General features: G+C 42.7%; 17 protein-coding genes. 12 read left to right on the top strand and 5 right to left on the bottom strand.

What is annotated here, in order from left to right; translation table 11 throughout:
- The 4 genes from ACYVTD_RS02990 to ACYVTD_RS02975 form a co-directional block, all read left to right on the top strand.
- Positions 1-971, top strand: a 971-nt coding sequence (locus ACYVTD_RS02990; RefSeq protein WP_461246294.1) for an RHS repeat-associated core domain-containing protein, incomplete at its 5' end; no start/stop codon positions are given.
- Positions 964-2,073: a hypothetical protein gene (locus ACYVTD_RS02985; RefSeq protein ID WP_461246293.1), complete on the top strand. Its 1,110-nt coding sequence runs from the start codon at positions 964-966 to the stop codon at positions 2,071-2,073. The genes ACYVTD_RS02990 and ACYVTD_RS02985, both read left to right, overlap by 8 nt.
- Entirely contained in the window at positions 2,074-2,841 is a 768-nt protein-coding gene (locus ACYVTD_RS02980) for a hypothetical protein (protein ID WP_461246292.1), read from the top strand.
- Positions 2,842-3,105: 264 nt separating this feature from the next.
- Positions 3,106-4,077: an RHS repeat domain-containing protein gene (locus tag ACYVTD_RS02975; RefSeq protein WP_461246291.1), complete on the top strand. Its 972-nt coding sequence runs from the start codon at positions 3,106-3,108 to the stop codon at positions 4,075-4,077.
- Positions 4,078-4,101: 24 nt separating this feature from the next.
- On the opposite strand, the gene ACYVTD_RS02970 is transcribed toward ACYVTD_RS02975, so the two are convergent.
- On the bottom strand, positions 4,102-4,764 hold the full coding sequence (locus ACYVTD_RS02970) for a bifunctional 4-hydroxy-2-oxoglutarate aldolase/2-dehydro-3-deoxy-phosphogluconate aldolase (protein WP_461246290.1): 663 nt from the start codon (positions 4,762-4,764) through the stop codon (positions 4,102-4,104).
- A gap of 58 nt (positions 4,765-4,822) precedes the next feature.
- On the opposite strand from ACYVTD_RS02970, the gene ACYVTD_RS02965 reads away from it, so the two are divergent.
- Positions 4,823-5,947 carry a DegT/DnrJ/EryC1/StrS family aminotransferase gene (locus ACYVTD_RS02965; protein WP_461246289.1) on the top strand — a complete coding sequence of 375 codons (1,125 nt, stop codon included), beginning with the start codon at positions 4,823-4,825 and terminating at the stop codon, positions 5,945-5,947.
- Between the two features lie 61 nt (positions 5,948-6,008).
- Here the strand turns inward: ACYVTD_RS02965 and ACYVTD_RS02960 are convergent, their stop codons facing one another.
- The 4 genes from ACYVTD_RS02960 to ACYVTD_RS02945 all read right to left on the bottom strand — a co-directional run bounded on the left by ACYVTD_RS02960 (position 6,009) and on the right by ACYVTD_RS02945 (position 10,140).
- Positions 6,009-6,416 (bottom strand): aspartyl protease family protein, encoded by a 408-nt coding sequence (locus tag ACYVTD_RS02960; protein ID WP_461246288.1) that lies wholly within the window; start codon positions 6,414-6,416, stop codon positions 6,009-6,011.
- Between the two features lie 131 nt (positions 6,417-6,547).
- Positions 6,548-7,897: a xylose isomerase gene (xylA, locus tag ACYVTD_RS02955; RefSeq protein WP_461246287.1), complete on the bottom strand. Its 1,350-nt coding sequence runs from the start codon at positions 7,895-7,897 to the stop codon at positions 6,548-6,550.
- A 15-nt stretch (positions 7,898-7,912) separates the two neighbouring features.
- Positions 7,913-9,394 carry a xylulokinase gene (xylB, locus tag ACYVTD_RS02950; protein ID WP_461246286.1) on the bottom strand — a complete coding sequence of 494 codons (1,482 nt, stop codon included), beginning with the start codon at positions 9,392-9,394 and terminating at the stop codon, positions 7,913-7,915.
- 23 nt (positions 9,395-9,417) lie between these two features.
- Positions 9,418-10,140 (bottom strand): LuxR C-terminal-related transcriptional regulator, encoded by a 723-nt coding sequence (locus ACYVTD_RS02945; protein ID WP_461246285.1) that lies wholly within the window; start codon positions 10,138-10,140, stop codon positions 9,418-9,420.
- A gap of 149 nt (positions 10,141-10,289) precedes the next feature.
- Between ACYVTD_RS02945 and ACYVTD_RS02940 the strand changes: the two genes are divergently transcribed.
- The 7 genes from ACYVTD_RS02940 to ACYVTD_RS02910 all read left to right on the top strand — a co-directional run bounded on the left by ACYVTD_RS02940 (position 10,290) and on the right by ACYVTD_RS02910 (position 14,952).
- A complete protein-coding gene (locus ACYVTD_RS02940) occupies positions 10,290-10,511 on the top strand; it encodes a 4Fe-4S dicluster domain-containing protein (protein ID WP_461246284.1) in 222 nt (73 codons plus the stop codon).
- A 1-nt stretch (position 10,512) separates the two neighbouring features.
- Positions 10,513-11,577: a 3-methyl-2-oxobutanoate dehydrogenase subunit VorB gene (gene vorB, locus ACYVTD_RS02935; RefSeq protein WP_461246283.1), complete on the top strand. Its 1,065-nt coding sequence runs from the start codon at positions 10,513-10,515 to the stop codon at positions 11,575-11,577.
- Positions 11,574-12,332, top strand: coding sequence for a thiamine pyrophosphate-dependent enzyme (locus ACYVTD_RS02930; RefSeq protein ID WP_461246282.1), 759 nt, complete (start codon positions 11,574-11,576; stop codon positions 12,330-12,332). The genes vorB and ACYVTD_RS02930 overlap by 4 nt, the downstream gene beginning before the upstream one ends.
- Positions 12,329-12,862 carry a 2-oxoacid:acceptor oxidoreductase family protein gene (locus ACYVTD_RS02925; RefSeq protein ID WP_461246281.1) on the top strand — a complete coding sequence of 178 codons (534 nt, stop codon included), beginning with the start codon at positions 12,329-12,331 and terminating at the stop codon, positions 12,860-12,862. Before ACYVTD_RS02930 ends, ACYVTD_RS02925 begins: the two co-directional genes overlap by 4 nt.
- Positions 12,863-12,936: 74 nt before the next feature.
- Entirely contained in the window at positions 12,937-13,968 is a 1,032-nt protein-coding gene (locus ACYVTD_RS02920) for a M23 family metallopeptidase (protein WP_461246280.1), read from the top strand.
- 62 nt (positions 13,969-14,030) lie between these two features.
- On the top strand, positions 14,031-14,411 hold the full coding sequence (locus ACYVTD_RS02915) for a polymer-forming cytoskeletal protein (RefSeq protein WP_461246296.1): 381 nt from the start codon (positions 14,031-14,033) through the stop codon (positions 14,409-14,411).
- On the top strand, positions 14,404-14,952 hold the full coding sequence (locus tag ACYVTD_RS02910; protein WP_461246279.1) for a YaaR family protein: 549 nt from the start codon (positions 14,404-14,406) through the stop codon (positions 14,950-14,952). The genes ACYVTD_RS02915 and ACYVTD_RS02910 overlap by 8 nt, the downstream gene beginning before the upstream one ends.
- The last annotated feature ends 5 nt before the right edge of the window (positions 14,953-14,957 follow it).

The following is a 14,957-nucleotide window of genomic DNA, read 5'->3' as shown; positions in this document are numbered from 1 at the left end:
ATTTGCACGAGAGGATAGAGTACACGCCGTACGGGGAGATATGGGTGGAGCACAAGTACGACCTGGCGGAAGGGGCTCTGCCGTACCGGTTTACGGGCAAGGAACTGGACGAGGAGACGGGCTACTACTACTACGGAGCCAGATATCTGGATCCTAGGACGAGCAGGTGGATATCCACGGATCCCGCCATGGGGGACTACATACCCTCCGCGCCCGTCGACGACGAGGCGCGAAAAAGAAACGGAAATCTGCCCGGAATGGGCGGGGTGTTTAACGTCGTGAACCTGCACGTCTACCACTATGCGGGGAATAATCCGATAGTGTTAAGAGATGCGGATGGCAGGGTTATTAATACACCCGCTTTGTTATACATGCAATCTGATCCTCTTTATAAAAACGAATCTTTAGGCGGGACACCGAGTTATGATGATGCAGCTGGTAAAAAAAGAAACACCATAGGTTTATACGGTTGCTTATATATGGCAGCCGCATCTGTTGGATTATCAATGCGTACAGATAATGGTAAATCGTCTGGAGCGCCAAAAAATGCAATAATACGTTCTAAAGCTGATGTGGAAAAGTATTTAAATCCTCTTGCAGGAAATATATCAAATAATTTTGAAATTACATCAAATACTAGAGGTGGGACAGACGTGAAACTAAATAAGGATTTAGTTGAAAATATTATAAAAGATATGTCTGGTAAAAATGTTAAAATAGATATAATAGATAAAGATTTTGCTAATGAATTAAAATCTTTAAATTCTGATACTAAAGGGGTTTTTATCATTGCTGAATTTAGTACAGGTCCAAAACCATATGATCAGCATTTTGGCGTACTCGATGGTATAATTATGGGTGCAGATGACTCAGTTTCATTGGATTATCGAGAACAATACAGAGGCTTTTCTGATGGTCAGTTCAAAGATATCACTACTTTAAGAACTCTATGGGTGATTAAATATGAATAAAATAATAATTTTGTTACTGCTTGTAAGTTTATTGTCAAATTGTTCTAAACAAGACAAAAACCCTCAAAAAATCGACAGTAAAGATAACAAGGCGGAAAATGTTCAAACGCCTGTTGTTGTGCAAGAGAAGAAAGAAAAAAGTGAAGCTGAATTATTGTTAGATAAATCATTGTTAGAAGCTTATCTGAATAACGACTATGCAAAATGTCTTGAGATACTTCAGGAAGGCTCAGACGGACGTATTGATTATTTAAAGCCGGATTATCCGCTACTTTTTGACATTTGCCAGAAATATTTGAATAATGACGAAAAGTCGACAGGGATAGAAAACCTTCTAGATTTTTATTTAAAAAACAGAAAAGTCGCATTTGAAGACAGTATAGAGGGGACTTATCCTGATGATAGAAGACGGTTTAACCCAAAACAAACTGTTGGGTCGTATCTCTCCCGTTTTGCGACTCTTGAATTACTGCGGCGTATCGCACAGGAAAAAATAAATGTTAACTCACCTGGTGAATATCTTGGTGACTATAGCGCACCCGCTATTTATGAACTTGCTGCAATAAGTACTATTACTGTAAAGGATAATCCTATGCGAGGTTGGTATTTCAGTGATTGGATAAAAAAAGTTGAAGAAAAGAAAATACGAATAGAATTGTTGTTGGATGCGGGAGCTGATGTTACTTTAATTGATAATAAATTTGGCTCAAATACAATATTTAGTTATTTTTGCTGGTATCCATTTGAAGAAGATTATACAGAACTGTTAGATAAAATGACAAAAAAAGGAGCTAATTTGTTTTTTAGGGATTCTGGTGGCTATTCATGTATTTTTCGTATAATTAATAATTTGTCAGATCAAAATTCGGAAGCGTATCTTGAATATGTAATAAACAGAGGGCTACATGTTACATATGACGATCTGTATGAATTTGCCGACCATTATTTTGATTACATGAGAAGCAAAAAGATAACTGATACAGATTTGCAACGATTAAAAAAAATACAAAAGATACTGGAAGATGATTCAAAATTAACTATAGAGGTCTATCACGCACCGGGATGGAAAGAAGGATACGCAGAAGGGTTTACAATAAAATAAATGGGAGAAAAGATAATGACAAGCAAAGCACATTATAGGCGATTAAATATTAATAAAATAATAATTTGTTTACTAATGATTTGTTTGTTGTCAAATTGTTCTAAAAAAGACAAAAACGCTCAAAAAATCGACAATAAAGATAACAAGATAGAAAGTATTCAGAATGTGCAAGAACCGGAAGAAATATTGGACGATAATACCTATTATTTAAATATACCTGGTAATATGTGGTTACAAGATCAGCTCGGTGGAACAGAAGGCAGAAGGTATAGAACAAGTTTACACAAAAGTAAAGTTATTGTACTTGAGGAAAAAGACGGATGGAAGAAAATAAAATTTCCTGATTTTCCATCGTCTAGCACTTATTGGATTGAAGATAGATATTTTGTTAAAAGCCTAAGAGAAATTGTTCCTGACTATGAATTTATAAAAAAAGCTGTTGGAAAATATTATTATGATAGAATTGAAATTGTAAAAAATGACAACGACGGAAAAATACCGTACCTTTATGATGGAACTGTTATCACTTTAGATTATAAAGATGGTGGAAAATTCTCTAAAAGCGAAATAAATGGCGATGGAAGTTTTAGTAACCAACAAGAATGTAATGTTCCAAATAATAATATTGATCCATTCATTGTTGATGAAGTAATTGGAAAAAGAGATGATTATTATGTTCAATATTATTTTACAGACAATGGAATAAAAATTAGAAACGAGGACAGGGACACCGGATTAATTTACGATGTAATATATATAAAGAAATAAGTAAGAAGCCCCTACGACGGGAGTTCCGGAACGCCCGCCGTAAAATACGAGTACTATACCGGGAAGGGAAAGAACTGGTACGCCGTAACGAACAACAAGATAAGTTTTGACTCCGACGACGGCGGAGTAATAAAGACGGTAATAAAAACCGACAGCTTAGACAGGGCACTGTACACGGCGAAGAACGGGGAAACGTGGAAGCCTTCAGGCAGGCGGACGGGCTGGAACATAAGCGGGGCGGTAAATTACGACGGCAAAGGCAGAGTGACGAAGGAAGGGCAGGTAAGGTTTTACCAGGGCGATTTAGACGACCTTTTAAACAATTGGAGTCCCCAGCTTTACAAGGAAACCGAGAAGGAATACGACGCCCTAGACAGAATAGTAAAAGTAACCCTGCCCGACGGCAGCGAAGAGCTTACCGAGTACGGGATAAGGAATAAGAAGAGCTACGTTCTGGTAACTGACGCGAACAAAAACAGGAGCGAGAGGGAAGCCGACGGCAGGGGCAACATAGTAAGAACGAGCAGGTACGGAAAAGAAGTTAACAAAGTTCTGGCTATGGGGGAATACGAATATAACGCCCTAGGAGAACTGCTTGAGGCGCTGGACTATAAAAAGAACCCCCTAAAAGTACAGTACGACATGCTCGGCAGGCGTATAAGCATGGAGAGCGCGGACATAGGAAAGAAAGAGTACGGCTACGACCAGGGAGGCAACCTGATATGGGAAAGCGACGGCGTACTGGCTAAATCGGGAAAAAGAATAGAGTACCAGTACGATTCGCTGAACAGGCTTGTAAAGATAACCTATCCCAAGAGACCCGACACGCCGTCCGAGACGAAGACGGTTTACTTTTACGGCAATCCGGGGGCGGCGTACAACGGAGCCGGAAGGATAATGAGGATAGAGGACGAATCCGGAGCGAGCGAGGTACGCTACGGGAAACTGGGAGAGACGGTATGGGAAAGCAGGACGATAAAGACGCTTGACGCCGGAAGAATAACGCCCGAAAAGACTGCGGTAATGGAATACGCGAGCAACTATCTAGGACAAATGGAGAAAATACTGTATCCCGACAGGGAAGAAGTAAAGTACCTGTACGACGGAGGGGGCATAGAAGACTACAGCGCCACTTACAAACAGACGTTTGAGTATTATGATATAACTGTACATATCTTGTCGTTGTTCGCATTAGTTCAAGTACACACAAACGTATCTGCTACCAAAACTCGGTAGTGAACCTTGGCGATACTAAACTATTCAATATCGGTTAGCTTTCCAAATCTCTTTTGCCTCTTTCGCTTTTTTGGTAATTTCGCTCCAATCACGAGCATTGATCAACTCTTTGTTCGCTATCCAACTTCCGCCGATGGCAAGCACGGAGCTAAACTTTGCGTAATCGGCAAGATTGTTTACAGACACGCCTCCTAAGGGAATGTACTTTATACCAAGGTGATTATAAGGAGCGTTGATATTTTTTAGATAACTTAAACCGCCCATACCCTCTGCAGGAAAAAATTTGACAACACGGCAACCGAGGGAAATAGCCTGTTCCAATTCGCTTGGTGTGGCAATTCCGGGCGCAAAGGGCAATTTTGCCGCCGCCGCTTCCTTGACAATTTGCGGATTTATTCCCGGAGAAACGCCGAAACGCACGCCCGGCTTTTTTTTCATTGCCACCGCCTGTTTCGGCTCGATAATAGTGCCAACCCCGATAAACATTTGCGGAACTTCTTTAGCGATTAACGAAATTGAGGGAATAGCCGCAGGCGTACGCAGGGCAAGCTCGATAACTGTAATTCCCCCTTCAAGAAGCGCTTTTGCAAGCGGCACGGCGTTTTGCTCGGATTCAATTTCCAAAACAGCGATAATTCCCTCTTGTGCTATTTTATTCCGTATTTCTTCAGGCATAGCCAATTTCATAATATCTCCTTGTATCGACTTAACATTCATCATTATATATGATATTTTTAAAAAATACATGTGGCGAGTACAACTCCATAAAATTAATTATGACGAAAGAGAGTACCAAGCTGTTAAAGAGGTACTCGACTCAGGTTGGTTAAGTATCAGCGAAAAAACCCTTGCCTTTGAAACCAAATTTTCAGAATTTTTGGGACACGAGACAAAATGCCTTGCTCTTTCAAATTGTACCGCCGCTTTGCACATGGCGCTTCTTGCCCTCGACATAAAGGAAGGTGATGAAATAATCACCCCTTCTTTAACCTTTATCGCCGATCAAAATGTTACCCAAATGACGGGCGCAAAAAATGTACTTGCTGACATTTCGTCAATGGAAGATTGGTCGGTCGATCCTGACGACATTTCAGCAAAGATTACTAAAAAAACAAAAGCGGTGATGATAGTTCACTACGCCGGTTTTGCCTGCGATATGGAGCGAATAACCGCCCTGTGCAAAAAACATCGATTGCCGCTTATTGAGGACTGTGCCCATACGCCAGGGGCTGATTACAAAGGGCAACCCCTCGGTACGTTTGGCGACATATCGGCTTTTAGTTTTTTTGCAAATAAAAACATAGCGATTGGCGAAGGCGGCATGGTTGTTACACGCAATGCGGACTTGTACGAAAAACTGCGTCTTTTGCGTTCTCACGGAATGTCCGTCCCATCGTTTGACCGCTACAAGGGCAGGGCAGTCTCTTACGACGTACTGTCGCCGGGGCTTAATTATCGTATTCACGAAATAAGTTCCGCACTTGGGCTTGTCCAACTTGAAAAATTACAAGACGCAAATGAAAAAAGAAAAAAACTTGTAGAACACTACTACAGCCGTCTTGATAAAGTTCCGTCCATCTCAATTCCTTTCAGGTCTTTTTCGCGTGGAAAACCGAATTATCACATAATGCCAATTTTGCTTTCAGAAAAAATAGACAGGGCGGCTGTTATAGAATCAATGAAACAAGACGGAGTCCAAACAAGCATACATTACCCTGCGATTCAGAATTTCAGCGCGTACAAAAGCAAAGTAAACTCCACGCCAAAAGCCGAATATGTCAGTGCTCACGAATTGACTTTACCTTTGTACCCGACCATGACAACTGAAGAAGTTGATATTGTATGCGATGCGTTGGTTAGTGGGATATAATGGTTCAATTACAATTAGATATGTAGACTGTGAAATGAAATACTATTTTGTTACGTGACAGCTATTTAGCTAAATAAACTGGTTTATCTCCATGAACGCCGACTAGTTGTTTGTTTACGGGATCAACCGATAAATCCATAGCTTCCAGTGGTATAGCACCAAGAAGAATATCAGTTGCCATTGGCATAACTACCGCTTCCGCTATGGCTCTGCGGTTTTTCCATCGAATCTCAACCGCTTCAGTTAAATCGTGCGTAGAGAGAGAACCATCAGCCATGCTGGATTCTATCTTGCCTACAGTTGAAAGCCCTAATTTCTGGCGGATTTCTTCATTAATTATAAGTGTCCATGCACCTGTGTCGGGTATTGCGTCAAGGGTTATAGTGCGAGGTTCATTAAGCAAACCGCAGGCGGTCCGTACATCGTCTTTTGCGTTGGTTAATATGATTTTCTCATAAAATATTCCCATGTATATATATTATAACATCGACAAATATTGTCAAGGCTGGATTAAGATGTATGTCCAAAAACATCTTCTCCTCACTTATAAAAAAAGCCTTCGGAAACTCCCGAAGGCTTTATATTCAAACAATTTAAGTTTTACAAACCAAGCAAGTAGCTGTTCAGTACGTTTTCAAGGTACTCCTGCTTTCCGCTTGTAAGCCCTGTTTTTCCGTATCCTGCGTCTGTGCCAATCTTTGCCAACTGATCAAGAGTAAGCTCGCCTTTGGCAAACTTCGCTCCGTCGCCGCTTGAGAATGACGCATAACGATCTTTTACAAAATTGGGAATAACTCCGTCGTCAATAATGCGTTGTGCAACCTGCAAGCCTACGGCAAAAGCGTCCATGCCGCCGACATGGGCGACAAAGAGGTCTGCCGGATCTACGGAGTTTCTGCGAATCTTTGAGTCGAAGTTAAGACCGCCTGTTGTAAAGCCGCCGATTTTAAGGATTGTAAACATTGCCATTGCGGTTTCGTAGTAGCTCATCGGGAACTGGTCTGTGTCCCAGCCGTTCTGCACATCGCCGCGGTTAGCGTCTACCGAGCCGAAGAAGCCCGATACCGCCGCTGTTTCAAGCTCGTGAGCGAATTCATGCCCGGCAAGCTCAGCGTGGTTAGCTTCGATATTCATGCGGAAATCTTTATCAAGACCCCACTGGCGTAAGAAGCCGATAACTGTTTCAGTGTCAAAATCGTACTGGTGCTTTGTCGGCTCCATCGGTTTTGGTTCGATATAGAACACGCCTTTAAAACCTTGTTTGCGCGCGTAGTCCCTTGCCATTGTAAGGAAGCGAGCAAGATTTTCTTTTTCTCTTTTAAGGTCTGTGTTAAGAAGGCTCATGTAGCCTTCGCGTCCGCCCCAGAAAGTGTAGCCTGCGCCGCCAAGCTCGATGGTTGCGTCAATTGCGGCTTTTACCTGAGTTGCGGCAAGAGCGACAACGCCGAACTCGGGATTGGTAGCGGCTCCGTTCATAAAGCGCGGGTTGCCAAAAACATTTGCAGTTCCCCAAAGAAGTTTAACTCCTGTCTCGCTCTGAAGTTTTTTCGCCTTTGCAACTAACGTCATCAGATTTTTTTCGCTTTCCGCAGGGTTCGCACCTTCGGGAGCCACGTCTCTGTCGTGGAATGCGTAAAATTCCGCGCCGATTTTTGTAAAGAATTCAAAAGCGGCGTCCATTTTTTTATCCGCCGCATCCATCGGGTCTTTTGCTTCCGTATTCCACGGGAAGATGTGCGTGCCGGGACCAAATGGGTCTCCGCCGTCTCCGCAGAAACTGTGCCAGTAAGCAATTGCAAAGCGAAGATGATCTTTCATCTTCTTGCCGCCGATAACTTTATCAGCGTCATAATACTTGAACGCCAGAGGGTTCTTGCTCTTTGGTCCTTCGTATTTGATTTTTTTGATTCCGGGGAAATACTCTTTTGCCCCAACGAAATACTCCGCCATAATAGCCTCCAAAAATTATTTATATAGTGGGCTTAAAGCCCCAAGATACTTGGAATATACAGCATATGCTTCATTGTAAGAAGCTACGCTTTTTTTGTCGGGCTTTATTGGCGCGCCCAACGCAATATGTTTGTCTGTCAAATCTTCAATCAGTGTTTTTTTGCCTTCATGATTTTCCAGACACCACAGAGCTTGAATAGCTCCGCCTGTCGCGGCGGCTTCCGAATCTGTAGGAATACGAATCGGTAAATCCGTTACGTTAGCTACAATGCTTTGCCAGAGTTTGCTTTTTGCTCCGCCGCCTGTTAAGCGAATCTCTTTTGGTTTAAAACCCAACGACTTAAATCCGTCAAGACCGATTCTCATTCCGAAGATAGCGGACTCAAGAGCGGCGCGTGAAAGATTTTGGCGATTAAAGTTAGCGGCGGTAATGCCGTTTATGCTCGCTCTTCCGTTCGGCAGGTTTGGAGTGCGCTCTCCGTTAAAGAATGGCAATATAACAATGCCGTCCGCGCCGACAGGAGATTTTGCAGCTTCCGCGTCAAAAGCTTTTACATCAAGCTGCATAAGTTTACGGAACTCTTCGCTTGCGACAGTGCAATTCATCGTGCAAAGAAGCGGAAGCCATCCGCCGGAAGATGAACAGAAGGCGGCAAGATTTCCAGTCGGGTCTATAACCGGCGCTTTTGAAAAACCAAAAAGAGTGCCGCTTGTTCCCAAACTCATTGTTAAAAATCCGTCTTTAACCGCGCCTGTGCCGATAGCGCCCATCATATTGTCGCCGCCGCCTGAAGATACAAGAGTACCCTCGTTAAGCCCGTAAAGGTTTGCCGCGGCTTTGCTTACCGCTCCCGCTGTTTTTTCGGAAGTTGTCAGCGGCGGAAGATATTTTTCTACTTCAGGGGAAATTAATTTACAAATTTCAGACGACCATTTGCGTCCGCGCACGTCAAAGAGGGCAGTGCCTGACGCATCGCCGTATTCCGCCCAATACTCGCCTGTCAATAAAAAGTTGATGTAATTGTGGGGCAGAAGAATATGCCGCAGTTTTGCGAATGCGGCGGATTTATGTTTTTTTAGCCAAAGAACTTTTGGCGCGGTATAACCCGGACGCATCGGAAGTCCGGCTTTTTCTATTAACCTTTTTTCGCCGCCTGCCGCCTTGGTAAGTTCTTCGCACTCGGCTGTAGTTGAGGTGTCGCACCAAAGTTTGACGTTGTAGACAGGTTTGCCATTTTCGTCCAGTGGCACAAACCCGTGCTGTTGCCCTGAAACGCCGATAGCGGCGATGGTCAATTTAGCTTTTTTGTCGATTTTATCAAAACAGGTTTTTATAACCGCATCGTACCACTCGGCTTTTTGCTCTCTTGTACCGTCATTATTGGCAATAATGTCCACAGGAGACTGAGATTGGGCGACGATAGTCCTTCTTTCATAATCATAAACTACAATTTTACAGCTCTGGGTTCCCAGATCAATTCCGCAAACAGTTCTCATCTGTTTTTATCCTCCTGATTTAACTATTGTATTGTATTATGGGGAAATTGTCTATTGATTTTACAAATATCTAGCTGTTCCAGACTGATAAGCCCATGTACAAGCGAAAAAACAACTGTCTGTACACGGTTTTTCATTTTTGTTTTACGTTTGATTGCAACCATATAATTTCTGATAGTGCCTGTACTTAGATGAAGATAATAGGCTATTTCATCGTCAGAAAACCCTTTAGCGATGTATTCTACTATATTACGTTCTGTAGAAGAAAACATAGGGTATTTTTCTTTTATTCCTAAAAATTGACCTGGAAATTGATTTACCAGTGTTATTTTATTTATAGCCTTTACTGTAATGGAGGCGCTTATATAGTATCCGCCCAGAGATACAATTTTTACTACAGGTAGGATTTTGTTCATATCCGTGTCTCTTAAAAGATACCCAAGTATTCCCGCCCTGAGTGCTTTTCCAGCATATTCATCTTCATCTTTATCGCATATCATTATAATGGCTGTATCAGGCGATCTTCTGTGTATAATTGGCGCAAGTTCCGCCTCATTAATAGTCGGTTGTAATAAATTCAAAATTAGTACGTCAGGTTTTAATCGTTCAGACTTTATTATCGTATTGGTTTCATCGTTTTCAATGCCTATTATGTTTAAATCTTTTTGCCTGTTAAGCGAATCAAGGGCACATTTAAAATCCTCATTATCATTAGATGTAATGAGAATACTTATGGCGTTTCCCATTATATATAAGTTACGAATTACAGTTTGGGAAGTCAAGAAAAATAGCAGTTTATTTCTATATTTACACTATTGGCTAAAAAACTATTTTTTTTTATACTAGAGTTGTTCGGAAACTTCTGTTTGCGAACAATTACACAAGAGGAAGTTCTATGGCAAAGAAAGGTAAAATTACAATAGACCGAGAGAAGTGCAAGGGTTGTCTGCTTTGTATTCGAGCGTGTCCTGTTAAAGTATTGGAAGCGGATAACGAGTTAAATTCGTCAGGTTCACACCCGGCAAAAGCGGTAAATATTGATAAATGTATCGCCTGCGGTAACTGTTACGAAGTTTGTCCCGATGTGTGCATCGAGGTTTACCAAGAGGAAGTTTAAAATGAGCGAAAAAGTTTTAATGAAAGGAAACGAGGCTATCGCTGAATCTGCGATAAGAGCGGGTTGCGGCGCATATTTTGGGTATCCTATCACTCCGCAGAACGAGATACCAGCTTACATGGCAAGGCACATGCTTGATCGCGGACGCATTTTTATTCAAGCGGAGAGCGAAATAGCGGCTATTATCATGGTATATGGTGCGGCTTGTTCGGGCGTAAGAGCGATGACCAGTTCCTCAAGCCCGGGCATCAGTCTTAAACAGGAAGGTTTGTCTTATGCCGCAGGTGCGGATGTTCCGCTTGTAGTGGCGAATATCAACCGAGGAGGACCGGGGCTTGGAAATATTGCCCCTGCACAGAGCGATTATTATCAGTCAACACGAGGAGGCGGGCATGGCGATTACAGATGTATTGTTCTTGCACCGAAAAATGTGCAGGAATGTGCCGACTTAACTTACCTTGCTTTTGATCTTGCCGAAAAATACCGAATGCCTGTGATAATTCACGCTGACGGAATGATTGGGCAAATGATGGAAGGCTGCATACTGCCTCAGGAAAAAACAGTTCAAAAATATTCATGGTCCGCAGGCGGCATGGCAAACGCAAAGAGGGAAGCGGTTCATATCACTTCTATCGAGCTTGATCCTGTAAAACTTGAAGCTCAAACAAAAAAGCGTTTTGTACGTTACGAGACAGTAAAAGCCGCCGAGATTCGCTACGAAGAAAATAACTGTGCCGATGCCGATATGATTTTAGTCGCCTATGGCACTAGCGCCCGTGTATGTCTCGGAGCGCAGATGCTCGCAAAAAACGAAGGCATCAAACTTGGCGTTTTTAGACCAATCACTTTGTGGCCCTTCCCTTACGATGCTCTGGGGAAAACCATGAAAAGCGGAAAACCTGTTTTAACAGTGGAGATGTCGGAAGGGCAGTTAGTTGAAGATGTAAAGTTATCGGCTTACTATGCCGGTTCAAATTCCGACATTCATCTTTTAGCTCATTCTGGCGGCATTATTCCGGCTGAGGAAGAAGTGTTTGCCAAAGTAAAGGAAATATTAAAGAAATGAAAAAATTATACGGACACCCAGAAAGCTTAAAAAAAACGCAGACCAAATACTGCGGCGGTTGCGGACACGGAATAATCCACAGAATTATTACAAGTTTAATAGATGAAATGGGTTTAAGAGAAAAGACGATCATCACGCACCCTGTGGGCTGTGCAATTTGGGCGGATTTGTATTTTGATTTTGATTCAGTGCAGCCGCCGCACGGACGCACGCCTGCCGCCGCAACCGGAGTAAAAAGGGTTCACCCCGACCACCTTGTAATTTGTTATCAGGGAGACGGCGACATGGCTGCTATCGGCACGGCGGAAATGGTTCATGCCGCAAACCGCTCGGAAAAATTTACCACGATATTCGTAAACAACGCAATTTACGGCATGACAGGCGGACAAATGGCTCCCACCACATTGATAGGTCAAAAAGCGGCAACTGCCCCTCGCGGACGGGACGCCGACAAAGCCGGAATGGGCTACCCAATCAGAGTTTGCGAACTTCTTGCCACGTTGGAAGGAACTCGCTACATCGCCAGAGGCTCCGTCCACAATGCTGCAAGTATCCGTAAAACCAAACAGTACATAAAAAAAGCCTTTGAAGCGCAACTGGCTGGAATTGGAAGCACAATGGTAGAAATCCTTTCTCCCTGCCCCACAAATTGGACAATGGACCCCGTACAAGCTGTTGAATGGTTAGAAAAAAATATGATCCCTGTGTATCCGTTGGGTGAAATTAAAAATACGTTACAAGGAGCATCAAAATGATGGAAAAATCGCTATTTGCAGGGTTTGGCGGTCAAGGAGTAATCTCTCTCGGTCAACTTTGGGTCTATTTTGGCATGCAGGAAGGGAAAAACGTTACTTTTTTCCCATTTTATGGGGCAGAAAAGCGCGGCGGCATCGCCAGAGCGGGCGTAATTGTCTCTGATAATGAAATTGCAAGCCCACTTGTAACAATTCCCGACTCTGCACTGGTTATGAACTCGGATTCCCTGCCGGTTTGCGAGAAAATTCTCAAGAAAAACGGTCTAATTGTGATAAATTCGACCCTTGTTAAGGAAAATCCGTCCAGATCAGACCTAAAAATAGTTAAAATTGAGGCTTCGGGCATTGCTGAGCAGATAGGAAACCTGCTTTTTGCCAATATGGTGGCTCTTGGGGCTATGGCAAAGCTAACAAAAGCCCTGAATTTGACCGATATTGAAGGTGTGTTAAAGAAATTCTTTCCGCCGGATAAGCACCAGTTTATACCAATGAACACCAAGGCTATTAGGTCGGGATACGACGCAGTTTGACTAAATTTTAGTAACTTATTGACAATAATTGCGTTTTTTATTAGAATTATAAGGATAAGGAAGCAGGAGAGTAAATGGTCTCTGTTCATGATTATAAACGCCTTGAGAATAAACTTGTCCAAAAGGTAAAAAATGACGCAAATAAAGCGGCAAATTTTATCAACGAATGTTTTGCGTCCATCGGAAGATTTTTTACAAGACGTTATACAGTAGTTTTTGTTCCTCACTCAGAAAAAAAAGTTTACAATCTTCATGTTACTGTTTTATCAATTTGCTGTTTCTTGCTTGTAGTTTTTGGAATTATCGGAGCATTCTTCTGGTATGGCGCGTCATACAGCAGCACCATGTATGCGATGGCGAACAAAGACGGTCGTCTTAAAGATACGCAAGCTTCGCTTGATCAGTTACGCGATGAGACAGCCCTTCTGTTACGCGAAGCTCGCAGTTTTGAAAGCGCTCTTTCTAACGTGCTTTCCGCTCTTGGCATAGGAAACAATAACACTCTCTCTCAAAATACATCTGGCGATTTAAGTTCTTTCCTCGGCATAAAAGAAACTCCGCAGGGTCTTATTCAAGAAGTTGACGACGTTAGGCGATTAGCCGCATATCTTTCCGAAGCGGTAGAACCAATTACGGAATTGGGCGCGCTTATGGATTCGCAAAGTGCCCTGTTAACTGAAATTCCGAGTATCTGGCCCGTAAAAGGCGGAATTGGGCATATTACAATGTTCTTTGGACAAAATATTCACCCGATTACAGGACAATGGCACATTCACAGAGGTATTGATATAGCGACCTATCGTTCAGGCGATCCTATTGTCGCCACTGCGGACGGGCAGATTGTTACCGCCGAGTATACTTACGATTACGGCAACTTTATTATTATAAGACATAAACACGGATACTACACACGTTATGCGCACATGCTTCGTTTTAACGTAAGCGTAGGTCAGCGAGTTCAGCAGGGAGATGTAATCGGTTATATCGGTAATACCGGTGTTTCCACAGGTCCCCACTGCCACTATGAAGTTCATATAGGTTCTGATGTTGTAGATCCTTACAGATACATTACTATCCGCAATAGCCTCGCCAAACAAGGACGTTAAATTCCTATGGCTCAAGATAGTTCCGATTATTCAATTAACACGATAATAGGTCCCAATACAACCTGACAGGCGATGTTGAAACCGGAGGTTTTACTCGCATTGACGGAAGTATTCGCGGCGATGTAAGGGTAAAGGGCAGAGTAGTAATCGGAGAGCGGGCTAGAGTAAAAGGCAATGTTACGGGAACAAATATTACTATAGGCGGAGTAGTGTGCGGAAATATTATTTCTGACGGACATCTTGTAATTCTTTCTACCGCTATAGTTATCGGCGATATTATCACACGGCGTATTCAGGCTGACGACGGTTGTTTTATAAACGGCATGGTTGCTGTTTGCTCCAGTGACGAACGCTGGGCGAAAACAATGTCAGAACACAAGGACGCTCAAGGTATAAAATCGGCTCTGCCTGTTTTCCATCATCATCATAAAGCCTATGTCTAAAGTTGACGGAACAGACCCTTCCCTCTACATGAATCCCGGCGCTTTTGGTCAGGTAAAAGAAGAAAAAAAACCAAAAGGAATACGCCGAGGCGGAAAAACAGAATTCTCAACTATTTTTAATGATCTTCGGGGCAAAACCGCCGAAGAAATCGGTCCCTTAAAAAATCTTCCTGCGTCTGATGAATCGGTTAGTATTTTAATGGACGAAGTTAGAGACGCCGGGGACAGGTTAAAAACTCGTCCTTTTGGCGAAGAAATAATGCGTTACAAACAGGCTGTCCGTAATTTTATAAATTATGTGGTACAGAATTGCTACTCCAAGGAAGAAGAAGAAGGTATTTTAAATAAATTTAAACCGAGTTTTAAGGGGCGGCGAGGCACGCCGGAAGCGACAGAACGAAAACATTATGTTAAAATACAGGTGATAGATAAAAAACTGGAAGATTTGGCGGCAATGCTTTTATCCAGTCAAGCGCCCCAAATGGAGTTGATTTCACGTCTTGAGGAAATTAAAGGTCTTCTGGTAGACTTGTTACAGTAGGTAAA

The sequence above is a fragment of the Treponema sp. R6D11 genome, assembly GCF_054786075.1.
Note: the sequence above shows the minus strand (reverse complement) of the source record. Positions and strands in the feature narration are given on the sequence as shown.